The organism is Janthinobacterium lyxosi (genome assembly GCF_051380665.1).
Taxonomy (GTDB): Bacteria; Pseudomonadota; Gammaproteobacteria; order Burkholderiales; family Burkholderiaceae_D; genus Janthinobacterium.
In genome coordinates, this window is record NZ_JBNYXM010000032.1 from 1 (window position 1) to 24,178 (window position 24,178).

The 24,178-nt window shown below is 60.2% G+C and carries 16 protein-coding genes and 1 pseudogene; 13 read left to right on the forward strand and 4 right to left on the reverse strand.

The window, feature by feature from the left end; translation table 11 throughout:
- Nucleotides 1-552 precede the first annotated feature (552 nt).
- The 9 genes from ACQ4WP_RS24230 (at nucleotide 553) to ACQ4WP_RS24270 (ending at nucleotide 11,405) form a co-directional block, all read left to right on the forward strand.
- Nucleotides 553-846 (forward strand): hypothetical protein, encoded by a 294-nt coding sequence (locus ACQ4WP_RS24230; RefSeq protein ID WP_436525096.1) that lies wholly within the window; start codon nucleotides 553-555, stop codon nucleotides 844-846.
- A gap of 303 nt (nucleotides 847-1,149) precedes the next feature.
- The gene (locus ACQ4WP_RS24235; RefSeq protein ID WP_436525098.1) at nucleotides 1,150-2,886 is read left to right on the forward strand and encodes a DUF8225 domain-containing protein; all 1,737 of its coding nucleotides are present in this window, start codon (nucleotides 1,150-1,152) and stop codon (nucleotides 2,884-2,886) included.
- Nucleotides 2,886-4,301: a hypothetical protein gene (locus tag ACQ4WP_RS24240; RefSeq protein WP_436525100.1), complete on the forward strand. Its 1,416-nt coding sequence runs from the start codon at nucleotides 2,886-2,888 to the stop codon at nucleotides 4,299-4,301. The genes ACQ4WP_RS24235 and ACQ4WP_RS24240 overlap by 1 nt, the downstream gene beginning before the upstream one ends.
- A 37-nt stretch (nucleotides 4,302-4,338) precedes the next feature.
- Complete coding sequence (locus tag ACQ4WP_RS24245) at nucleotides 4,339-5,310, forward strand: ferritin-like domain-containing protein (RefSeq protein ID WP_436525102.1); 972 nt, start codon at nucleotides 4,339-4,341, stop codon at nucleotides 5,308-5,310.
- Between the two features lie 9 nt (nucleotides 5,311-5,319).
- A complete protein-coding gene (locus ACQ4WP_RS24250) occupies nucleotides 5,320-7,383 on the forward strand; it encodes a LodA/GoxA family CTQ-dependent oxidase (protein ID WP_436525104.1) in 2,064 nt (687 codons plus the stop codon).
- Between the two features lie 3 nt (nucleotides 7,384-7,386).
- A complete protein-coding gene (locus tag ACQ4WP_RS24255; RefSeq protein WP_436525106.1) occupies nucleotides 7,387-8,550 on the forward strand; it encodes an NAD(P)/FAD-dependent oxidoreductase in 1,164 nt (387 codons plus the stop codon).
- Complete coding sequence (locus ACQ4WP_RS24260) at nucleotides 8,543-9,301, forward strand: hypothetical protein (protein WP_436525108.1); 759 nt, start codon at nucleotides 8,543-8,545, stop codon at nucleotides 9,299-9,301. The genes ACQ4WP_RS24255 and ACQ4WP_RS24260 overlap by 8 nt, the downstream gene beginning before the upstream one ends.
- Entirely contained in the window at nucleotides 9,298-11,055 is a 1,758-nt protein-coding gene (locus ACQ4WP_RS24265; RefSeq protein WP_436525110.1) for a M61 family metallopeptidase, read from the forward strand. Before ACQ4WP_RS24260 ends, ACQ4WP_RS24265 begins: the two co-directional genes overlap by 4 nt.
- A 17-nt stretch (nucleotides 11,056-11,072) precedes the next feature.
- Complete coding sequence (locus tag ACQ4WP_RS24270) at nucleotides 11,073-11,405, forward strand: nuclear transport factor 2 family protein (protein ID WP_436525112.1); 333 nt, start codon at nucleotides 11,073-11,075, stop codon at nucleotides 11,403-11,405.
- Between the two features lie 249 nt (nucleotides 11,406-11,654).
- On the opposite strand, the gene ACQ4WP_RS24275 is transcribed toward ACQ4WP_RS24270, so the two are convergent.
- A complete protein-coding gene (locus tag ACQ4WP_RS24275; RefSeq protein ID WP_436525114.1) occupies nucleotides 11,655-12,626 on the reverse strand; it encodes an ExeA family protein in 972 nt (323 codons plus the stop codon).
- Nucleotides 12,616-14,226: an IS481 family transposase gene (locus ACQ4WP_RS24280; protein ID WP_436525116.1), complete on the reverse strand. Its 1,611-nt coding sequence runs from the start codon at nucleotides 14,224-14,226 to the stop codon at nucleotides 12,616-12,618. Before ACQ4WP_RS24280 ends, ACQ4WP_RS24275 begins: the two co-directional genes overlap by 11 nt.
- Nucleotides 14,227-14,286: 60 nt before the next feature.
- On the opposite strand from ACQ4WP_RS24280, the pseudogene ACQ4WP_RS24285 reads away from it, so the two are divergent.
- Nucleotides 14,287-15,438 (forward strand): annotated as a pseudogene (locus ACQ4WP_RS24285) (IS3 family transposase).
- 409 nt (nucleotides 15,439-15,847) lie between these two features.
- Here ACQ4WP_RS24285 and ACQ4WP_RS24290 read toward each other — a convergent pair.
- Nucleotides 15,848-17,224, reverse strand: coding sequence for an FAD/NAD(P)-binding protein (locus tag ACQ4WP_RS24290; protein ID WP_436525118.1), 1,377 nt, complete (start codon nucleotides 17,222-17,224; stop codon nucleotides 15,848-15,850).
- Nucleotides 17,225-17,840: 616 nt separating this feature from the next.
- On the opposite strand from ACQ4WP_RS24290, the gene cysD reads away from it, so the two are divergent.
- The gene (gene cysD / locus ACQ4WP_RS24295; RefSeq protein ID WP_436525152.1) at nucleotides 17,841-18,794 is read left to right on the forward strand and encodes a sulfate adenylyltransferase subunit CysD; all 954 of its coding nucleotides are present in this window, start codon (nucleotides 17,841-17,843) and stop codon (nucleotides 18,792-18,794) included.
- A complete protein-coding gene (cysN, locus tag ACQ4WP_RS24300; RefSeq protein WP_436525120.1) occupies nucleotides 18,794-20,707 on the forward strand; it encodes a sulfate adenylyltransferase subunit CysN in 1,914 nt (637 codons plus the stop codon). The genes cysD and cysN overlap by 1 nt, the downstream gene beginning before the upstream one ends.
- Nucleotides 20,708-20,962: 255 nt before the next feature.
- Here cysN and ACQ4WP_RS24305 read toward each other — a convergent pair whose 3' ends face one another.
- Nucleotides 20,963-21,343: a hypothetical protein gene (locus ACQ4WP_RS24305; RefSeq protein ID WP_436525122.1), complete on the reverse strand. Its 381-nt coding sequence runs from the start codon at nucleotides 21,341-21,343 to the stop codon at nucleotides 20,963-20,965.
- Nucleotides 21,344-21,880: 537 nt separating this feature from the next.
- On the opposite strand from ACQ4WP_RS24305, the gene ACQ4WP_RS24310 reads away from it, so the two are divergent.
- Complete coding sequence (locus ACQ4WP_RS24310) at nucleotides 21,881-24,172, forward strand: DOMON domain-containing protein (RefSeq protein ID WP_436525124.1); 2,292 nt, start codon at nucleotides 21,881-21,883, stop codon at nucleotides 24,170-24,172.
- Nucleotides 24,173-24,178 lie beyond the last annotated feature (6 nt).

The following is a 24,178-nucleotide window of genomic DNA, read 5'->3' on the forward strand; positions in this document are numbered from 1 at the left end:
GGGCTTGAGTCATGAGATGGCGGCTGATTAAGGTTGTGCAACAGTGTACGCAAAACGTGTCTGGCTTTGAATAGCGGCCAGCTACGAAAGGGTACATAATCACACGACTCCAGACACCTAGTCTCTCTGGTCAGGATGAAGCTGCGGGCCAGCCGCGCCTGCTACAGCAAGGCGCCCTAAAGTGGACCCCGAATCTGAGACGGTGGTTTAAGCTGTCGTCCACGAAAGGACGATAGCAAATGAGTGAAGGCAAAAGTACCTTTTAGGACGATTTCGTAAATACCCCATAATGATGTCGCAAAACACCTCAGAATGATGTCGGCGTACTGTCGAGCGCATTGAAAAACCGTAAGTTTGCACAAAATTGTTCTGGCAATTTACCTGTATAGCCGTCTTGAAAAAGAACAATAATGCGCAAAATTTATTTGCATAAAACTGTATCCTTTCGTGACGAATTGCACAAGAATGTAGGCATTTCATGCGACCCCGGAACCTTGTTTTCGTCAGCATTGCGTGCTATTTTTTCAGAATATCATTGTGCCAGGGCCTGCAATGCAGGATATTCCAGATCACATGTTGTGCGCGTCGATCAGAATAGTCGGCGGCGCAAACGTCGACATCTCACGCTGGGCGACGCCGGACGAGGGTGCGCTCGTCGAAGAGCAGCGCGCGCTTTATTTCGCTCGCAAAGCTGCGGTTACCCTGTATTTGCAGGGATCCCAAGCCGAGGAGATCAAGCAAAAGACGGGCCTCGGCGAGAAGCAGGCCTATCGCCTCATTCGCGAGCGCTGCCTGGAGCAAGTTGCATGGACAGTCCGGTTTTCGCTAAAAATCAACTACCTGTGAAAAAAAGACGCAATACGTTACCAAGAAAAATAGCTGACAGTCTCTCCGATCGTCACATTTCACCGAAAACAAAATATAAATTTTATTTAATTGACATCACTATGCCAATGGAATAACTTTGGTTCCTCACACGCCATTCCAGGCAACGGTTTATTTCAAAATAACTAGTATAAATGTAGTTGCTCTTCCCTAAAACGGAGGCGTGGGATTCTTTTAACCCGTAATTTCGGTTACAAATCACGCAGGCGTCGCCGACAGCACAGCGGTTGTATTTTCTATTGATTACTTCACCCTGAGGTTTATATGGATATGCAAGACCGTACTCTTCCTTTGTTCCGTTCCCCGGCCGACCAGGCGACGCGCGACCTGGCCGACCAGCCAGCGTTGCTGGCCAGTTTCGCGGCGCTGTGGAACGATTATCTCGACGGATTTTCGCAGCAGGCCATCGTCGGAAATCCCTGGCAGGTGAGCAATTCGGCCAACACGCCGTACTACTACAACCCATTGACGACGCCGATGCCCGCGGCGTCCAGGGCCAAGGCGATTCAATGGTCGGCCATGCCCGGCCGCATCGCCTACTACAACGAGGCCGACTGGAATTCGCAACTGTCGGCGACACAAATCAACCAGCTGGCCGACTTCGGCTGGCAGCCCGATCCCGGCGCCGCCGACCGCCAGAGCTTCCCCGGCATCAGCAACGACCCGTGCAGCGGCCTACCGGCCCCCAAGCCATTTGGCCCCTACGGACCGCGGGGATGGATGGACGAATACTGCGAATGGAGCGTGCAGCGCGACCCTGAAACCGGCAAGATCCTGCGCATCGACTTTACCTGCGAGAATCCCGAATACTGGTACGCTTTGTGGGAGATCGCGCCGGAACAGGTGTTGGCGCTGTACCGCTCGACGCTGGGCAAGCCCAACATCCAGGCCGACGACCTGTGCCTGATGGATGCCAGCGGTAACAAGGTGCTGGATCCGTCGACGCGGCGGCCGGTCTACAACCCGCTCAATGCCTGGAACTGCGGGACGGTGCAGGACGCGACAACGGGCGGCGCGATGCATCTCACCAGCACGCCCAACACGCTGCAGACCGAAATTGTCGGCCTGGCCGGCGGCGCCACGATTCAACGTACGGGCAATCACAAGGCCCCCGAGGACTTGCTGTGCTGTTCCCAGTTCGGTCAGGCGTTCCGCAACAGCGATCCGCATATCGGACTACTGACCAATCTATTGGTCGCCGCCAACAACCAGATCTCGCTGTCGGACCCGCCCGGCCTATATATTCAGACACCGGACTTCAGCCAATATCAATTGCCGTCGACAGCGCCGGCGGGTTTAAAACCCGACGATTTTTGGACTGTTTCGCGCGGCGCCATGACGCTGGATGACATGTTCGGCAATCCTTTGCCGGGCAACTTCATTTTGCATGCGGTGTACCAGGTCCCCCCCGGGTTGGGCTTTACCGTCGGCGATATCACCATCGGCGGCGAGCCGATCCTGTATGGGGCCCAGATCGCCGCGACTTTCTTCATGCAAATCAATGCCACGCCGATAGCGATTCCCGGACCGGTGACGGCGTTGCCTTGTGCCGGCGACCTGGAAAACAAGACGCCACAGCCATTGCAGATGTTTTTCACGGATAGCTGGAACGCCTATTACGGTGCGGCCGCGCCGGCCAATCCGGTGGGCGTGCCGATGGTCGTCGCCAGCAATACCGTCATCGTGCCGCCCTCCGTGTGCGCCGGCCAGTCCGGGCTCAACATGACGCTTGTATGCGTGGGCGCGTCGCGCGGCCCGAACGGAGAACTGCCCACGGTCGTGTTCGACGGCGCGGAGGGGGCGGTGGTGGCCGAGGTGGGGAACATGGACACTGTCAGTTATACGGTGCCCGGCAACACCTACCCTTCGCCGTCGCAGGCGCTGTCGCTGTCGGTGACCGTCGACGGTTCCGCCCAGCCGGGCTTGCGCGCGGTGACGATCGTCAATTTCGGGGAAACCGCCGGTCAGGCCGCGCCCGCCTTCCTCAGGGTCGCGGTGTGATGCGAGCCATTGCCGTCGTTTGCACGTTGGCGGTGGCTCTGCTGGCCTGCATGCAGATCCCGGGCGCCAGGTCGCAACCGGCGCCCGGATCCTACTCTTGCGCCGCCAGTCCCGTCGTCAGCTACGACTTGCCAGCCGATGCCGCCCTGCCGGATCAGGACAATATGAATTGCCTGGCCTGGCAAGAGTTCATCGCGCTCAATTGGCGGGCCGCGCCCGGCAAGAACGGCCAGCCGGACACCTCGGCACCGGCCTCCGCCTTCGGCGCACCGTCGGCCACCGGCGCCGGCCCGGCCACGGTGTGGGAAACCTACGCGTTGAACACCGACGTGTTCCGCACCGGCGCGCTGACACCATTGCCGTTCCAGGCAGCGGGCCGGCACCGCATGCTGCAGGCGGCGATGCGGCAGCCGGCCGCGGCGGGAGGGGGCGACTCCCAGAACCAGCTGTCCGGCATCCTGCAGGCATTCAGCCACGGCTGGCTCACCGCGCAAAACGGCCAGCTGACGTACTACGAGGTCCGCCTCAACGAAGAGGAGTACGACTACATCGTCGCCAATCGACTGTACGACGCCAACGCGCAGTGGCGCGCCGCGCAGAGTGGCGTCGGCATCCATCTGCCTGATGGTTCGGCCAGCGGCAGTGTTGGCGCCATCGAGGTCAAGGCGGCATGGCTGCCGCTCACCGACACGGCGCAGTACAGCAACTATCTGACCGCGCAAGCGAGCATCACCGATCCGGTCAGCGGTGACACCCGCGACGTGGTTGTCGGGCTCGTTGGATTGCATATCATGCACAAGACCCAGCTAGGCCAACAGTTTGTCTGGGCCACGTTCGAGCACGTCGACAACGCGCCGACGATGAACGCCGTGGGCGGCGGCCCCTACACCTACTACAACACCCGGTGCGACCCGACCACCGATAAGTACCAGTGCGCCGTCAACACGGCGCCGGCCTGCCAGGGGAAGGGGTGCGACTACGCCGCGCCGTTCCAGGTGGTCCGCCAGCAGCCCATCGACGCCAACACCGTCGCGCTCAACGCCGCCACGCAATCGGCGATCCGCGCGGCCAACCCGCGCTCGGTGATGCAGTATTACCAGCTGGTCAGCACGATGTGGCCGTCGTCGTCGACCACCATCCGGGGCGCGCCGCTCACGCCGCTGACCGGCGGCAACCCCATGCCGCCGACCGGCACGGGCGGCCTGGCCAACGTCACGCTGGAGACCTATCAGCAACGCATTGGCGACCCCAGCCCGAATCCCCACCTGTCGCAACCCAGCTGCCTGGCCTGCCATACGACGGCCAGCATATCGAAGATGGGCGTGCCGGCCGGCTGGAGCAAACCGACCAACTATTCCAGCGACTACAGCTTCCTGTTCCACATGGCGGACGTGCCGACCGTGCGGCAGCCATGAAGCGGGACGGTTCGCGCCCATCCACCAGGAGAGTTCCATGAAACACAAACTATTCACCATACCGCCGCGCTGGACGCTGCCCCACCTCTACACGCATTTTCAAGGGGCGGTGGATCTCGAGATGTGGACGATTCCGTATTATCTGACCGTGATGTATTCGATCAAGGACCCGACTTCGGAGGCGTACCGGCTGATCCAGAGCGCGGTGTACCAGGAGATGTTGCATGCGCAGCTGGTCGCCAACGTCGCTAACGCCTACGGCTATTCGCCGACACTGGCCGCGCCGCCGTACCAGGGCAAGGCGGTGCCGCACCTGGACTTCGACCTGGACACCCCCAATCCCACCACGGAGTTTTCGCCGTACAGCGCGGAACTGGGGCCGCTCGACAGGACGCGCATCAACACGCTGTGTCTGGTCGAATACCCGGAATGGCGCACCGAGCGCAACCCCGACCCCAGCGAGACGCTGGAGGATTACGGCTCGATCGGCGAGTTTTACGTCGCCCTGCGCGCCGGCATGACGCAGCTGCGCGGCGAGGTCAGGGGCAACCGCAGACAGTTGGACCAGTTCGGCCCGTTCTACAATCAATGCGGGCAGCTGTACGTCAGCGACGACGGCGAGGCCGGCTTCCGCCAGGCAATGACGCTGCTCGACATCATCGTCGACCAGGGCGAGGGTCAGACCGAGCCGGTTGATACCGTGCCGGCGGAATTCCAGAACACCGCCGACGGCTTCCAGAACAGCTGGCCGCACTTCCAGAAGTTCGACTATATCCGCCGCCTGGCGAACTGGCCCGAGTGCTATGGCGGAACCGCCGACCCGGCCCCCGCCACGCCCGGCCACGCGGCGCAGCAGATGCTGATCGCCGATTTCAGCGCCTTCCTCGCCACCCTCAACCGCATGTTCAGCGGCGAGCCCCTGTTGCCGGCGTTTGGCGCCCAGATGGCCAAGCTCGGCGGCGACGTGCTGACCTGCTGGCAACGCAACGCCATTCCGCGCTTTTCCTAGGAGCCATTCATGTCGACACCGCAATCCGTGTTTCGCGTCCATCCCGCCGTGGGCATCGCCCGCGTCGGCAACAGCGATGAGTTTTATCTCGGGCCGGAAACCATGGCCGGCCTGCCCATCGACCCGGGCATCGCCACCGGCAACCCGAACGTCACCGGCGGCCTGCCCATCAAGGCCGGGACGGAGTCGGCCGTCATCTCCAGCGACGACCTGCGGGACCGCAACGGCCGCCTCAAGCGGCAGGCGGCCCGCTTTCGCATCTACCAGTACCCGCGGCAGGCACGCGAGACCTATCCCAGCGGCGCGGGCGTGGAGGTGGCGGTCGGCAGCGAGGTCGACGGCAAGACGGTGCGCGACATCGTCTGGACGGTGCATCTGGCCAACAAGAAGGCGAACTCCTATTTCCTCAACGATGAACTCGGCCTGTCGGTCTACGACAAGGCCAACGCGGCCAAGCTGAACCTGCGCAACGCCGCCGAGGGGAACGATCTGAACAACGCGGCGCGGCTCCGGCGGCTGGTCATCGACCCCGGCCCCCGCGCCATCCGCGCCAGCGACGAGGGCGGCGTCCGCATCGACAAGGCCACCATCGCCTGCTACGGCGCGGCCGACGCCGCCATCGTCCGCATGCCGGCCTATCCGAAGTCGTTCCCGGACGACGCCTTCACCCAGCTCTACACACCGACCGGCAAGATCGACACGCTGGGCGAACTGCGCACCGACGAACGGGGCCGGCTGCTCGTGCTGCCGGCCTTCGGCCGCGCCTGCGGCTGGATGCGGCCGGACGGCACGCCGTTCCCGCTGATCGGCGGCCTGATCGCCACCGGCGTGTATGGCGACGTCAACGCCGACGGCTGGTTCGACGACACCGGCGACGGCCCGGTCTCGGCCACCCTTGTGTTCGACGACGACAGCACCGCCAGCGTGGTGCCGGCGTGGGCCGTCACGACCGATCCCAGCTACGCGCCGCAAACGTTGAACGTGGTCAGCCTGTGGGACGACGTGTTCGACACCTGGGTGCGCAAGATCGACCTGATGCCCGAGTTGTTCGCGCACCGCTTCAATGACGCCTACCGGCCGCGTTTCGACGACCATCTGCGGCCGATTTTCCGCGCGCCCGCGCTGCAGCGCTGGAACACCAACCTGCCGTCGCGGGCGATTTCCGCGCACGACGCGGTCGGCGCGATCAGCGCCACCGACGATCCGGCCGCGACCATCATGACCGGACTGGCGTTCGTCCGCAATCCCAACCTGCCGAACCAGTCCAGTCTGGGCGCGCCCTTTATGCCGCTGTCGATGGGCGATGCCGGCAAGGCCTTCCTGTCGGTCACGCAGACGCAATACTTCTTCCTGACCCAGTGGAACCAGCAGCGCTTCGAGCCGGCGGTCAAGATGGCGCTGGGCCCGGGCGAGTACCTGGACCGGGCCGTCATGGTCAACTGCCTGGGCGGCCGCTTCGCTCCCGGCATCGAGTTGACGTTCATCGTGCGCGATCCGGCGATCTATCGCACCGAGTGGGAAACGACGGGCTGCGGGCCGTTTCGCCTGCGCGCGCGCGAACTCGACTACGCCGCCGCGCAATATAGCCAGCCCTTCCTGACGGTCGGCTACATCCCGATGCATCCGGGTCCGGACGGTGTCATGCCGGCGCCGCTGGAACCCGGCGACGTCTCCAAGTTCATGGCCGTGCCTTGGCAAACCGACTACAACGCCTGCGCCACCCACAACTCCGCCCCCAATCCGGACAACAGCTCGGCGCTGTACTGGTCGTGGCCGGCGCAGCGCCCCGTCGCGGTGCACGTGGCGGCCGATGTCCGCGACGGCCAGCTGGGTGCGCAACGGTATTCGATACGCGGTCCTGGCACCGCCTCCGACGATCTCGCCGACGCCGGCCGCTACCAGGATCTGCTCGACATCGTGCACAACTGGCACCGCCTCGGGATCGTCATCCAGGGCAGCGCCATCGCCGGCGAAACGCGCTACAGTCCCGACTTCTACCTGGAGGTGGGCAGCCAGCTGGACGCGCCGGAGATCGCGCCGTGGCCGATGAACTCGAACAGCGCGGACAGCTGACGCATGGGTGCCGCCGTCGATGTCGCCGTCATCGGCGCGGGCCCGGCCGGCTGCGCCGCCGCGTTGGCGTTGCGGCGGGCAGGGGTGGACTCGGTGGTGCTGGTGGCGGCGGCGGGCGGCGCGAGGCCGCGCTTCGGTGAGAGTTTGCCTCCCGACTGCCGGCTGCCGTTGAGCGACCTGGGGCTGTGGCCGGCGTTCCAGGCGCAGCGCCCGGAGCCGTGTGTCGGCAGCGCGTCGTCGTGGGGCGGCGATGCGCTCGGCTGCAACGATTTCCTGTTCAACCCGCACGGTTCCGGCTGGCACATCGAGCGCCGCCAGTTCGACGCCTTCCTGCTCGAGCAGGCGCTGGCCGCCGGCGTGGCGCTGCGTCCGGGGACCGCGTTCGAGGGGGCGGCCAACAGCGGCGGTGGCATCGCCATCCGGCTGCGGGCGGGCGCGGGCGCGGCGGGCACCATCGAGGCCAGGTTCGCGGTGGACGCCTCCGGCCAGCGCGCGCGGCTGGCGCGCGCGCTGGGCGCCGTGCCGCAGGTCAACGACCGGCTGATCTGCGTGGCGGCGTTGGTGAAGCTCGACCAAGAACAATCGCTCGGACAGATGACGTTGCTCGAGGCGGTGGAATACGGCTGGTGGTATGCCGCGCGCGTCGGCCCGGAGGAGGCGATCGTGGTGCTCGCCAGCGATGCCGAGTTGGTGCGCGAACGCCGCCTGCACGAGGCCGCGTCCTGGCGTACCCATCTCGCTGGCACGCGTCACCTGGCCACGGCGCTGGGCGCGGCGGACCGCGCCACCGGCGCGCCACCGGCGTTGGCGGTGCGGCGCGCGCTGTCGGTCCGGCTGGACCGCTGCGCCGGACCGAATTGGCTGGCGGTCGGAGACGCCGCCTCCGCCTACGACCCGATCTCGTCGCAGGGTGTACACAAGGCGCTGGTCGAAGGTTTGGCGGGCGCGCGGCGGATCGCCCAGTGGTTGCGCGAGCCCGACGGCGCGGAGCTGGCCGGGCACCAAGCCTGGATGGACGCGCGTTTCGCCGGCTACCTGCGGCTGCGCGACTATTTGTATGGACAGGAAATACGCTGGGCCGACGCGCCGTTCTGGCAGCGTCGCCGGCAAGCCACGGCGGCCGGCCTGGGCGCCACCACCACACTGAGGAGTCCCGCTCATGATTGACGCCATCCCCTGGCCGGTAGTCGATACGCCGAATACCCACGGCATGTTCATGCTGGGCACCAGCACGCTCTACCTGAGCCATATGCCCATGTTCACCAAGCAGGACCACTATTATCAGCTGACCCTGCAGGCGCGGCTGGATCCGGCGTCCATGACGACCTACCTGACGGACAAGGGCGCGCATCCCGGCCAGGCCTACAACCTCATCAACCTCGACAGCGACCAATTCACCTTGCCGGCGTTGGTCACGGGCCAGGTCAAGACCTACAGCGCGGCGATCTATCGCGGCTATTCGAACCTGAACGGCGGCACGCCCGGACCGCTGATCGTCGCCAAGGCCACGGTCACGCCGGTGCGGGTGATCTATTTCCGCGCCTTCAACCAGAATATTCCGCGGCCGCAGAGCCTGAGCTACATGCTGTTCGGCGACGGCAAGGAGGCGCACCTGGACCACTATATCGCCGCCGACCCGGACTACCAGCACTTGATGACGCTGCCCCAGGTGCCGACGTGGCTGTTGCCGGCGCAGTTGCAGGCCGGCGTCGAGGTCACATTCGCGCAGTCCGGCACGCCGATCGGCTGTGCGCCGCCGCTGGCGGCCGGCGACCATCCGGTGCTGTTCCAGGGGATCGCCGGCGCGCCGGCGTCGCTGCGGCTGGGGCCGACCTACTGGTACAGCACCGGCAACATGCTGAACGCCAGGGACCCCTGCCAGGACGCCGGGATGGCGCCGCACGGGAGGTCCAAATGAAGGTCGATTACCACGTGGCTCTGGATCCGGCCCGCCATGAACTGCGGGTCGAGTTGCGCCTCGAAGATCTGGCGCCGGGCACGCTGGCACTGGCGACGCCGACCTGGGTCCCCGGCGATTATGATTTCCAGACGTTCGGCCGCGATCTATTCGACGTGCGCGCGCGGCAGCCGGGCTGCGGCGCGGTCCGGCTGCGGCGCGACGGCTGGTCGGGCTACACCTTCGAGCACGGAGCGGACGCGGTCACCGTCACGTACCGCGCGGCGGCGGCGTCGGTCGACTTCAGCGAGGAGTGCGGCGTGCTCGGCGACCGCAACGGCGTGCTGCTCGGCACCCGCTACCTGCGCGTGCGGGGGCACGCCGGGCCATGCCGTGTGCACTACGAGGTCCCGGCCGGCTGGCGGATACACCATGCGGCCGGCGCCCGGCAGGTTGGGGAGTGCAGTTGGGAATACGACGGCTACGAGCAACTGCTCGACACGCCGGTCGCGTTCGGCATGTTCGACCTGATCACGCGGCAGGTGCGGGGAACGGCCTTTCACCATGTATTCCTGACGCGGGGCGTGGGCTACGAGGGCGGCGTCGAGGGTTTCGTCACCCGGTTGTGCAAGATCGCGGAAACCTACCACGACATGTTCGGCGCGTTCCCGTTCGAGAACTACACCTACGTGCTGTCGCTCAACCCCAACGACAGCTGGGGCCTGGAGCACCTCAGCGGCACGATGGTGGGGCTGGACCCGGCGACGTTCTACGACGACGACCAGTACAAGGTCAGCGTCCGGGTGTGCGCGCATGAGTTGTTCCACGCCTGGAACGTCCGGCGGCTGCGCCCACTTCCGCTAGGCAGGCTGGATCTGGAGCAGGGCTGCTTCAGCGACGGCTTGTGGGTGGCGGAAGGTTTCACGCGCTACTACGAATTCCTATCGTGCACGCGGACCGGGATCTACACGGCCGGGCAGTTCTTCAGTGTCGTCGCCAACTACTATGCGCATCTGGTGGCGCTGCCGGCCTACGACCGGGTCAGCCCCGCCGACGCGTCGGCGGCGACGTATCTGAACCACGACAAGTACCCGGGCCGCGCCAACAGCGCCATCGACTACTACGACGCCGGCATGGTGATCGCGTTCGAACTGGACGCCATCCTGCGGCGCGAGGCGCCCGGGCTGTCGCTCGACCGCGTGTTCGCGGCGTTCTACCACGCTTACGTCGGCTTGGGCCAGGGCTATACCGTTGCGCAGCTGTGCGCATTCGCCGACGAGCGCCTGCCTGGGCTGGGCCAGCGCCTGGAGCGCAAGGCGATGGAGCCGGCCGGCCTGGATCTGCCGAATTGCCTGCGCCGGCTCGGCTTCGAGGTGGGCGAGGCGGCGCTACCGTATGTGGGCCTGATAGTCCAAAACGATACCGGCCCGGCCATCTACAGCGTGCTGGACACCAGTCCCGCAGGGGAGAGCGGGCTCGCGGCCGAAGACGTGATCGTCAGCGTCAACGGAAGCCCATATTCACTGGAGGCGCTGAGCTGGGCGGCGGCGCACGAAAAGGCCGTGGTGCTCGACGTGCTGAGGGGGAACCAGGCGCGCACGTGCACGATTATCCCCGGCACGCGAACCGCCCTGACCGGCCTCGCTTGGACCGGATCGACGGAGCAAGCCGATCTGATCGCGCAATGGCTGGGATGCCCGTTCGCGCCGGCGCCGAGCCAGATATTCCCGCTCGATTTTTACGAGAATTTCCACGGCATCGAAACCGTCATTTAATTACAAGGACAGCCGTCATGGTCACCAGAGAACAGATCGAGAAAATATACAAGGAAATCCAGCCGCATTTTGTGCGCACCAAGGACGTGGAAGGCTACGCGGGCCTGTTCACGGTCGACGCGGTATGGTGGCCGCTCAATCGGCCAACCCGCATCGGCCCGGAACAGATCGCGGAGGGGTTCAGACAGGTCATCACCGGCAATAGGATCTTGATTTTTTTCCGGGCGCAAGGCGATCGAAGAGCAAAAAGTTGCTCGCAGTTAATGGAAATGAGCTGTATACAGCTCACAGATGAGCTAAACGAGGTCATGGATGACCCTGAAGAGGTCATTTTGGCCAACCTGAGTTGAAGAGGTTGTGGAACGGATCAGCTAGCAGCGCCTTAGTACTGCTTGATTTTTTCGCCGGATCGCCGAAGATGCTTATATGTAACGGCTCGCGTTTGAAACCGGCCATGCTCGCATTCGACGTCGGTCTCGGCTCGAATTAACTGCAAATGACGGCGCGCACATGCTCACACTATCTGCAAATGAGCTTGCAATCGACGGCGCCGGCGCGAATTCAACCGCCGCCGGCTCACGCTAACTGCAAATGACGGCTCATATCGGCAAGCCCGCCGCCAACATGCGCTCGCGGATCTCGGCCGTGCGCTTCGGTTCGAGCTGGTTGCTGAACATCGCGCGGATCTCTGCCGCCTTGGCGTCGAACTGTTCGGTCATGTCTTTGAGCCGGTAGCCGTGGCGCGCCAGCGTCGGTTCCAGGTCGTCGAGCTGGCGCGACAGCACCGTCTCCACCAATTCCGCCGTAACCGGCTTTTCGCCCGTCTGGTAACCCGCTTCGAGGGCCAGCGTCAGGTGCAACTGAACCTGCAGCGGTGTGCGCAGCTTGGAGGCCAGTATATCGATCGCTTCGTCCGTCAGGATCTCCCCCGGCTCGGCCTTGTTGCCGGTGCAGACCCCGAGCAGCCATTGGATGTAGTCGAGCTGGCTGCCGGCGATGCCGTCCAAATTGAAGATGTCGGTGCGGTAGCCGATTTCCTCCATCGTCGGCCGGCGCAGGTCGTTGCGTAGTTTGGGATGGCCGGCCAGGATCACCGACAGCCGGCCGCCGACGTCCTCCACGACCTCCATCAGACGCTTGAGACCGATGAGCGTATGGCCGTTCAAGTCGTGCGCCTCGTCGATGAACAGCGCCACGGGGCGTTTGCCTTTTTTCACCAGATCCTGCAGCTCGCGGTCGCGCCGTTCCCCTTGCTTGGGGATCTGTACCTGTTTGTCCTGCGACAGATCGTAGTAGAGCGCCGAAATCAGCGTGGCGAGCTTGATGCTGTGCTTCTCTACCGAAACCGACTTGGCGACGGACACGCGGTTTTCGTCCTTCAGGATCTGCTGAAGTCGGCGCAGCGTGACGGTCTTGCCGCTGCCAACGACGCCGCAAACGGCGATCAGGCGCCCCTGCATGACCGCCCCTTTGATGTCCTTGATAAGCTGCTGGTGGTGCTCGGTCTCGTAATAGCCGGCCTGGCTGAGCGCCTGCGTCAGCCCGTAGTACTCCATAACTTCAACCCGCATGATGACCGCCTGTCTGTTTGTTTCGGAAATAACCCCGCACACGTGCCAGCACGACGCTGCGGTTGAGCGTCTCGGCCAGCACATGGTCGATGAAGGTGCGATCCTCCGGCGCGAGCTTGGCCAGCGGCCGCGCCAGCTCGTCGGCGATGGCCAGCTTGGCGGCGATAGCGCTGGCGAAGTGGTAGGCGTGCGCCTCGGCGTCGAATGGTTGGTGCGGCAGCGAGATGGCGGCGGCCGACGGCGCAAGATGCATATCGCTTCCGGCCAAAGCGCTGATCGGCAGATCTAGCTGGTCGGCGAGCGCACGGATGCGGTCGGCGCGCTCGTCCGCCTTGCCGCGCTTGAACGCGCGATAGCGATGCAGCGGGACCGGCCCGGACACTGGGCGGTACGGCCCGAACTTCTCGGCATCGAACTCGACATACATTTCGTCGTCGAACAAGCCCCACAGCAGGACGACGGTCTCGCCGGCCATGTCCGGCTCCACCTGGTAGGAGGTGCCGCCGATGGCGATACGCGCGTCGATGCCGACCTTGCGGCTTTCAGGTTCGCGCGCGAACCGGCAGTACTGCTCCCACGCACACATGTCGCGCACACCTTCGGCCGGCAGGTTGGCCAGCCAATCGGCAAGACGAGAGTGCTTTTCTGAACGATGGCTCTGGTCGTTGTAACGCAGCAGGTAGCGCATCAGCCATTCGTTGGCCTGGCGTTCCGTTTCCGGCTTGTGGAAATGGTAAAGCGTTTCGTGCGCCTCCTTCACCGTCCTGAACGGGCGCTCTACCTTGCATTTCGAACGGGCCGTCGTGCGCGTTCCATCCTTACCGGCCGGGATGTGCGTGCGCCACTCGATACCGAGAGCCAACATGACGTTTTGAAACACCCGGCTCTTGGCCACCGGCCCGTTGTCCAGATAGATCATCTTCGGCCGGCCCTGGAACGGAAACGCTGGATCGGCCTTGACGGTCATGGCGTTGAACAGGAAACGCAGCGCGGACTCGGCGTCCTCGCCATACACACACTGGTACTCCTGGTAGCCGACGCCGCTGCGGTCGTCCACCACGCTGAACAGCATCAAGGTCGGCACGCCCTTCGAAGGATCGATCCAATCCGGCTTGTCGATGTGCTTGAGGTCGGACGGCGACATATCAAATTGCCAGCAGTCGTTGCTGTGCTCTGCCTGGAAGCGCACGGCGGGCGGTTCGCGCAATAAATGGGGCTGGTCCAGCCGCAACAGGGAAATGTAACGATTGACGGTCGGGCGCCGCAGCAGACCCTTGGGCGCCTTGACTAAGCCCTGCAACGTCTCCACGCCATGCTCCTCCAGCAACTCGATGGCCCGACCTGTGGAAAGGTGGCGTCCGGCCTTGTTGGTGGTGCGCAGTTTCAGTGCCGCGATCAGTTCGCAATAGCGCTCCAACTCCGCTTGCGGCAACATCCTGGGCTTGCCGTGGTCGGCGCGGTGCGCGGCATGCGGCTTCTGAAATGCTTGCAACGCCCGATAAACGGTTGTCGCGGACACAGCGTACAGACTGGCCATGGCGGCGATTTGGGTGACGCGTTCCGAACTCTTGCGCGGTAAACGGTCCAGCCGCTGCCGCAACTTGAATCGCCACGACCATCGTAGACACTCCTGAGCCATAATTTAGGCAAAGGAGAAATCATGAGTGGGCAACGTTACACGGAAGAATTTAAGGTCGCAGCGGTCAAGCAGGTTGTTGAGCGCGGGCACCCGGCGGCCGAGGTCGCTGAACGGCTTGGTGTCAGTATCCACAGCGCCTATGCGTGGACAAAGGCGGTATGGCGCGCCCGAAGTCGAGCGCAAAGCGCAGGGCGCCCAGTCTAATGAGATGCCGTGACTGAAGGCCGAATTGAAGCGCGTTACTGAGGAGCGCGACATCTTGAAAAAGGCCGCGGTGTACTTTGCCAAGATGTCCGGGTAAGGTACGCCTTCATTCAGGAAGTACAGGACGAATTTCCGGTGCGGCGCTTGTGCAAGATGATGGGAGCTCATCCCAGCGGCTTCTATGCGTGGTGTGTTCAGCCAGAAAGCAAACGGGCCAAGGAAGACAAGCGCCTGCTCGGTCACATTAAGCAATCATGGCTGGAAAGCGGCGGGGTCTACGGCTACCGCAAGGTGTCCGACGATCTGCGCGACCTGGGAGAGCGATGCGGTATCAATCGCGTTCACCGCATCATGCGCTCAGCGGGCCTGCGCTCGCAGACCGGGTACGGCAAGCGCAAGTGGAAAGACGGCGGCCTGCCATCGGTGGTGGCGCCGAATCATCTGCAGCGGCAATTTGACGTCCTCGAGCCAAACAAGGTCTGGATGACGGACATCACCTACATTCGAACCCATGAAGGCTGGCTGTACCTGGCAGTGGTACTTGACCTGTTTTCGCGCCAGGTCGTCAGCTGGTCGATGAGCTCACGGATTGATACCGAACTGGCGATGAACGCGCTGCTGATGGCCGTTTGGCGACGCAAGCCGGCCCATCCTGTGATGGTTCATTCGGATCAGGGCTCGCAGTTCACCAGCAAGGACTGGCGTGATTTCTTGACGGCGCATCGGCTGGAGCCAAGCATGAGCCGACGTGGAAACTGTCACGACAACGCTGTCGCTGAAAGCTTCTTCCAGCTTCTAAAACGCGAGCGCATCAAACGCAAGACCTACGCAACCAGGGACGACGCCAGGCAGGACATCTTCGACTACATCGAGATGTTCTACAATCCCAAGCGCCGTCACGGATTTAATGACAGGTTTTCGCCAGCAGAGTTTGAGCGAAGGCATTTTGAGCGGCTCGCGGGTGTCTAGTGAACTTGTGGCGATTCAGGATGCGTGCCAAGATGACTTCGATCGGGAATCGCATTCCATTAAAATTGAGCATGTCGAGTCCAGCGTGCAGGCGTCGTAGTCTACCTGGCCGGTCTCCGGAGGCTTGCCAATGCGACAGAACTGAACAAGATCATCGTGCCATCAGACTGGTGCTCACGCAGGGTTTCAACTTCAAAGTGTTTCACCACACCGGTAGCATGCTTGCCGGCATCGAACGCGTGCGCAGGATTCGCAAAGAACAGTTCGCCATCGAATGCATCCGTGCAATGTCGTGCGGAACCAATTTTATGCGCTGGTAGGAATGGCTTGTCCAGTTTGGGGCCTCGCTCAGTTTCTTTCCTGGAAAATTCCGCCTTCGAATCAACAGCACGACAGAACCCAGCAGACGTCAGGTCGCTCGCAGAAGGATTGCGCCTAGGCGCGAGGCAAATTTACGTAATTCCGGCACCGCTGTTGCCTCCCAGTACTGGGCCCTCAGCAAAGGACCGATGTAGTACATATCTACGGACTTTGTTCCGTCCGCACTCAGTACGCGGCACTCTTCGTCGACTGCGACGCCCAGGCCTAGTCTGTCGGGTTGGATCACCCCATCCATGAGCAGGCGCTTGACCAGCGGGCTATCTGTCTTGCGCAGGTCACAATCCGGACCGATGCAGTTTACAACGTACGCAGCGTCAAGTGAACGCTGAGCGCCGCTGCCGCGCAAGCGCAGCAGGACCGACACGCCTTCATTTTTTTCGGTAAAGGTCGCAATACGCCCCGCATGTACCTGGATCTGGCCCGCCTTCACGGCTTCTTCGAAGCGTCCATGCGGCTGTGGCGCTGCACGATGGCGGTGATTATCCCAGTATGGCTGTACGTGACGCAAGAAGCGCCGTCGCTCAGCGTCACTCCACCCTTGCCACAAGATGTGGGTGCCCGGGCGCAAAAGGTTCAACGCCTCACGCCAGTCTTCGTCCTTCGCTTCGATGGCGCGGACATGCCGCCGGAATGCCTTAAACAACTGGCGCAGAGATGCACCCTGTGCGTTGAATATCTCGGGCAGCGCATGCGAAGACCGGCGCGGAGGTCCGCTCCGGTGAGCCTTAGGCAGTAAACCGCGGCGCGACACCATGTGAATCTGCCGCGCCGGTGCGGCGTTCATCAAGGTCATACACACATCGATGGCAGACAAACCAGTGCCGACCAGCAACACCGGAGCATCGTGCGGAATGGCGTCCAATGCCGCCATGCTCCAGGGATCGCGAACATAGCGGTGGCCGGCAAAGAACGGCGTGGCGGCCGCGCCAGGGTGCGGCGATGCGAAGTGACCAAACGCCAGTACGACTTTGTCGGCCTCAATGACATGGCCATTGACGAGGGTGATGCGTTGGCCGCCCAGCGCGGTTTCGATGGACTCCACTTCGCCCGTGATACGTTCTAGAGAGAGATTCGACTGCAGCGATTGCTCTGCAGATTTCAGCATTGATTCAAGATAGTCTCCATACACGCGGCGCAGTACGAAGGAGTGCGCTTGCACCGAAGGATCCTGGGAGCGGGCAAAGTTCAGGAAATGGTTCGAATCTTCGGCTACAGCGCTCATATTCCCCGCGGGAACATTAAGCACATGGTCGGCACTGCGCGTGCCGTAGGCCAAACCGCGCGCCATGCTGCCGGAGCGGTTTACTAGCACGATGCGCAGCGGGGCAGTTCCGGCCTGCCGCACCAACTGGCTGACCAGCGCTACACCAGAAAACCCGGCCCCGATAATGACGATAGATTTCATCGCTGCTCCAGTAAGTGCGGCAACCGACCAGTCAATCTCGGTATTGCATTCGATAGCTCTTGGGAGAAATGTTGTCGCATGATGCAATTTCCTTACATTTTATATTTTTGCAATGTTATCATTGCAATTCATTTCCGTAAATATTAAAAATATGCAAATTGCGACAACCGTGTTGGGTGCTGGCCGCACCTGGGATATCGAATCTGCATTCCAGGCACTGCAGGGCGCCGGAATGGCCGATACCAAGCGTACAGCGGAGCGGCGGCTGCACGAGCTGGGTCTGTTACCGCCCGAGGTGACCGAGGCATCCCTGCGCGATGAATGGGGGCGCGAACCAAACCGCGTCGTTTTTCAATGGGCGCTTGAACGGGCACGTTCCAAGCGGCATCTTGCCTTGTTCGTACAGCTACATTACAACCAGTCCGGTGCGGCCATTGTGCATGCGAACGACGCGCGTAATGCCCGCTTCTGGATTGAACCCACCGACGAAGGTGATATGTTGCCAGCCCTCATGCGCCTGCAGCAGCACATCGGTAAGCACATCACCCTATTTCCCCATGGTGCTTTGGTCAAAACGCTGCGCGCCAATCCCGCGTTAGAACAAGTGACGCTATGCATGAATGCCTACGCGCCGGTCTTGAATCTACCGCCAGCCAGTGGACGCCGCCACGCGCCTACGCCCCATTTGAAACGGCTGGAAGCGCAAAGCATCCGCATCATCCGCGAAGCGGTGGCCGAGAGCGATAATCCTGCCATGCTGTACTCAATCGGTAAGGACAGTGCCGTGATGGTGCATTTGGCGCGCAAGGCGTTTTATCCGGCGCCGCCGCCTTTTCCGCTGCTGCACGTGGACACGCGCTGGAAGTTCCAAGAAATGTATCTGATGCGCGACCAGATGACTAAGATGAGCGGCATGGAGCTGCTGTTGCATGTCAATCCGGAAGCGATCGCTAAGGATATCAATCCGTTTGACCACGGCTCAGCCCTGCACACACATATCACCAAAACCGAAGGCTTGAAGCAAGCGCTCGATCAGCATGGTTTCGACATGGTGTTTGGCGGCGCCCGCCGCGATGAGGAAAAGTCCCGCGCCAAGGAGCGAATTTTCTCCTTCCGCTCAGCTGCACATCGCTGGGACCCCAAGAACCAGCGGCCAGAGTTGTGGAATCTGTTCAATACCCGCAAACGGCAGGGAGAAAGCTTCCGCGTGTTCCCATTGTCAAACTGGACCGAGCTCGATATCTGGCAATATATCTGTCAGGAGAACATTCCCATCGTTCCGCTGTACCTTGCAAAGGAACGGCCGGTGGTGGTACGCGACGGCATGATATTGGTGGTTGATGACAGCCGCTTTCGCTTGCTGCCGGGAGAGAAAATCAGTGAGCGGCGCGTACGCTTTCGCAGTCTAGGCTGCTATCCGCTGACTGGCGCGGAAGAATCGAACGCCGCGTCGCTCGACGACATCCTACTGGAACTGATCGGCACTCGCAGCTCGGAGCGGCAAGGCAGGACGATCGACAGCGACGCTACCACCAGCATGGAGAAGAAAAAACAAGAAGGATATTTCTGATGGTACACAAGCTCAAGCCCATCGATGCACATGCACAGGTGCCAGTATCTATGGAGCAATTCCTCTCCGAGCAGCAAAAGGTGGACTTGCTGCGTTTTATTACTTGCGGCAGCGTGGATGACGGCAAGAGTACGCTGATCGGACGCCTTCTATGGGAAGCGAAGCACCTATTTGACGACCAGCTGACCAGTCTGCAGGCAGACTCGCGGCGCTTTGGCACCCAAGGTGACGACATCGACTTCGCCCTCCTGGTCGATGGCCTCGCCGCCGAACGCGAGCAGGGCATCACTATCGATGTGGCCTACCGCTATTTTACGACCGCACGCCGCAGGTTTATAGTGGCCGACACGCCGGGGCATGAACAGTACACGCGTAATATGGCAACAGGCGCATCCACTGCGGACCTAGCCATCCTGCTGGTTGATGCCGGACAAGGCTTGCTGACCCAGACACGGCGCCACGCCTATCTGGTATCGCTGCTAGGCATCAAGCATGTGGTACTGGCGGTAAACAAGATGGACAGGATCGATTACCAGCCGGAAGTGTTCAGGAGCATCGAGGCGGACTTTGCAGCGTTTGCCAAACCACTGGGATTCGCATCGATCCATGCTATTCCGATGTCAGCGCTCAAGGGCGACAATATCATTGAAAGGTCGGTTCGTACGACCTGGTATAACGGTCCCACCTTGATGGGACTGCTAGATTCCATTGATGTGGCCAAAGCTGTCAGCCAGCGTTTTGCCTTCTCAGTACAGTATGTGAACCGCCCGGACTCCAGTTTCCGCGGATATAGCGGCACCGTGCTCGAAGGGAGGATCAAGGTTGGGGACGACATCCGTGTTACCGGCAGCGGCCAAACCGCCCGGGTTGCGCAACTCGTCACCATGGACGGTCCACTGCACGAGGCTGCCGCCGGCGATGCCGTGACGATCTGTCTCGATCACGAAATTGCAGTGTCGCGTGGCGACGTCATGGCGCTCAGCAGCACGCCGCTGGAGATGACAGACCAGTTTGAAGCAGACATTGTCTGGATGCATGCTGAGGAGGGCTTGTCCGGGCGCTCGTATGAATTGAAACTCAATGCACAATGGACAGCAGCGGCCATCACGAGTATCAAATATAAGGTGGATATGGACAGCCTGAGCCAGGTGCCCGCCCCCTCGCTGACCCTAAATGATATCGCGGTGTGCACTGTGGCCACGGTCATGCCGGTGGTATACGACACGTATAAGAACTCGCAGGAGCTGGGCAGCTTCATTCTGGTGGACCGGCTCAGCCAAGCGACGCTCGCTGCTGGCATGATCCGCCACACCTTGCGCCGCGCGCAGAACGTGCACCACCAGCCGCTCTCGATCGCCCGCGCGGATCGGGAACGCCTCAACGGGCACTGTGGCCAAGTGGTGTGGTTCACTGGCTTGTCGGGATCAGGAAAATCGACGCTGGCCAACGCCTTGGAGGTGGCGCTGCATCAGCACGGCAGGCGCACCTATATTCTTGATGGAGACAATGTACGGCAGGGCTTAAACAAAGATCTCGGCTTCACTGATGCCGACCGCGTGGAGAATCTTCGGCGTATTGTCGAAGTGGCTAAATTGATGGCTGATGCCGGCCTAATTGTCATGACTGCGCTCATTTCACCATTTCTTCGCGAGCGCGAGATGGCGAAGGAGCTGATCGGAGCCGAGCGTTTTATCGAGGTGTATGTCAGCACGCCGCTTGAGGTGTGCGAATCACGCGACGTCAAAGGGCTGTATCGTCGGGCGCGTGAGGGTGAACTACCCAATATGACGGGGATCGGAAGTCCATATGAAGTGCCGCCTGCGCCGGCCTTTACGCTGTCCACAGGGGAAATGACAAAGGAAGAAGCGATTGCACCGCTGCTGGAATATTTGCTGAATGGTCTCGGGTTTTAGACGAATGCAACCAGACCAGACGAACTATCAAGCGACCAAGCTATGCAAATCGGATCAGCTTGACCCCGGTGCCATCTATGAAGCGGACCTCGGTCGCTGGCTAACCTTACCGCCTGGATGCAGGATCAGCGGCAGCAAGGGGTTGTCCGCGCATAAATCCAAGACCAACAGCGGAGTACCGTCGCCTAGAGTCTGCGGCGATTACCGTAGAACGAAGCAATATAAGCTTGCAAAGGAGATATAGGGATAGTTGGGCTATGCCATGTTTCTTACATATGCCCATGGCGAAACAATTTTTTCGCCCCGGCTATAGAGGCAAATGGCGCTCCTGGTCAAGTCGCGATGGAGGTGCGTAGTGCAAATAACGCGGCCATCGACGTGATCAACGCCGGCGGTACGGTTCTCGTCATAGTGCATCCGGTCAAATCCCTCCACAACACTGCCGAGCATGTCTATCGTGCTGTCACGCGGATAGGCAGGCGGATGTTCAATATCAAATCGTTCTGCCGCACTGGAGACATGATCTCCAGCATCGAATTTATGCACAAGATCCACAAGAGCCAATTCGCAATCGATGACGCTGATGCAGTATCGTTCGCCGAACAATGTTATGCGCTGGAAGGGCGGAGCTGTCAAGTTTGATGCACAGTATCGTCTTTCCTGGAAGTTAAAGTTGCCTATTTAGAAATTTTTCTAACTACCTTTCCAGGCGTATGTTAAAAGTTTGGCCGAATTTTATTACTAAAAATAGAGTTCTCATTGCATGTTGCTTGAGTTCAAGCATGATTTAAAAATAGATGGCTCCAAGGTAAAATTTGGGCACACCGTACCGTACAGGCATATTTTCAATTTTAAAATATACTTGGCCCGCATGGAACAATCGGTCAATTTTAGAAAAATTGCAATTTAAATCACTATTTTGCTATAATCTACGCTCCTCAACCTTGACTCTGCAGCTATGGCGCGCTCGTTTGGTTTAGTCTTAATTTCTTATTGCCGGAGAGCTCGGCTTCTTCTGGTAAAAAAGACCAACCAATTGCGTCTCGTGAAAATATCTGATGGTTCCACTATTTTCCTCCGCGATGTGCGACAGAGTGCATTTATAGTTATTAACGAGAAGGAAAATGAGTGTTGACAGTTGAGGTTCGAAGGTCAAGTGACACTGGGAAAATAATGGCCGCGTGGTTGTTAGGAACACTTTTCCTTTCTGATGCAATAGCCGATACAAAGGTTAAAACAGGTTCGAATCCCAAGGGGATCGCTGCCTTAGCCATCGGGAAAGATATGAATGTGCATCTGGACGGCATACTGGAAGAGGAAGTATGGTCGCGAGCTCCTAGCAATGATCATTTTTATCTATATGAGCCTGATAATGGCAAGGCTGCACCGGGTAGCCTTCGCACGAGCGTGCAAGTGCTGGTGGATGCGGATGCATTGATTATTGGAATACGCGCCTGGGATCGAACAGGAGATCGGCCTCAGGGAACATTGGCTCGGCGGGACAAAGTAGGCCAGGATCAGGATTTCATTGGCATCTTTGTCGATCCCAGTGGCCATGGACGTGACGCACAATTCGTCAGGATAAATACTGCAGGCGTGCTGTCAGATGGTCTATACCGTGGCGTGGATGATGAAACAGATCTCGGACCGGATTTTCCTATCGACGCTGCAGTTAAGAAGCTTCCAGATGGTTATAGTATGGAGGTTCGCTGGCCCTTATCTAGTTTGCGCTTCCCTTATAGCCAGGATAGGAAGTGGCGCATGATGATTGAAAGAAGTGTTCCTCATGCGAACGGAATGATGCTTTTAAGCACTTCTTTGCAAAAAAATGCGCTCAGCTACATTTCAGAAATGCAGGAAATATTAGGAATTGAGGAAACATTGTCCTCGATACGAGATCGCAGTTTTTTCACGATTCGCCCTGAATTAACCACGCGCCTCATCCAGGATGATGTGGGATTGGCGCGAAAGAAAAGCACTGTTAGTTCGATCGGAATGGAGATACATGCACGTCCGCGAGCTGACTGGGTGATTAACGCTACTATTAACCCCGATTTTTCCCAAGTTGAAATTGACGAGCCCAGCGCGGTGGGAGCGAGTCACATTGCACAAGATTTACCTGAGAAACGTGGATTTTTTTTGGAAAGTTCGGACGTATTGGGTGTGCCAATATCCGCGTTTTATTCCAGAAGTGTGGCCGACCCAAGTTGGGGACTACGCGCAACATGGAGGGGGACGGAGTCCGACGCGACAAGTATGAGCCTGAGAGACCAAGCTGGAGCCAAGGTACTACGCGGTAGCCCTTATGGAACCGATGAGTATCAGCAAAACAATCGTTCCCGAATCAGTTTAGCGCGGATGCGCTGGCATAGTGAGAACCGCGTCAACGGCATATTCCTTTCTGAACGACACTATGGCTTGGCCGGCGTGAATCGCGTTCTCGGCATCGACGGACAATGGAGCAGCAAAACTGAACAAGGACAAGATCAAGTTTCCTGGATGTTAATGCAATCAACCAACACCGCCGGATTTAACGTGCAACAACAGCCGATTGCCACGGTTCAACACAAGGGGTGGTATGGTTTGGGAAAATATTCTCATCGGTCGCTTCACTGGGCAAACCAAGTTACGCTGGAGTCAATCGGGCCCAATTTCGTTAATGACAATGGGTTTGTGCCTCAGGCTGGCGTCTTGAAAATGGCTGCAGACATCAATCGACGCTTAGGATCTGCGCGCGTAGGAGCAGATAATTTCTCTGTCGAGCTTCATGAGCTGGAATTTCATCTGGGGGTGCGCGAAACGCGCACTTACCTCGATCGAGAAACTCAACAAGTCGCAAACCAGATAGTACAACGCGAAATACAACCTGGGATCTGGCTGTATGCACCAGGACAAACCAGATTTTGGACAAATCTAGGATTCGATCAATTGCGCGCGAGGCGCCATGGAAAACTGCACAACACCCCTGCTTTGCATTTTGGAGGCGAGTCTTCGCCGCTGCCATGGTTAGCCTTGATAACCGGCGAGATTACTGTAGGGAAACAATTGGACCAAGAAACGGATCGGGTCGGAAATGGCGGTGCGGCACAATTAGGGGTTCGATGGCGCTTGCCCATGATCCGAGGCACCGCGCTGGAGATGGACCACCGGTGGAACAGGATTTGGGTGCAAGGCCGCACCGATAGACCGGCGTTTGTTGACAAAGGATGGCGCTGGCTTGGGATGCTCCACTTCAGCTCGCGCGACTCAATGCGGGTATTGATGCAAAACACATCATCTTCTCGTTTTAAGGATGACATTTCAAAGGTTGACTCATGGCAAAACCGTCAGCAGCATCAATCAATTATGTATCGGCATATTTGGCAGCACGAGCGGTCATTCTCAATTGGCCTCTCAAGGGATATTGCATTGGAAACATCATTAAAAACCGTAGCTGCCACATTCAAATTTCAGTGGATGCTGTAGTGCGCA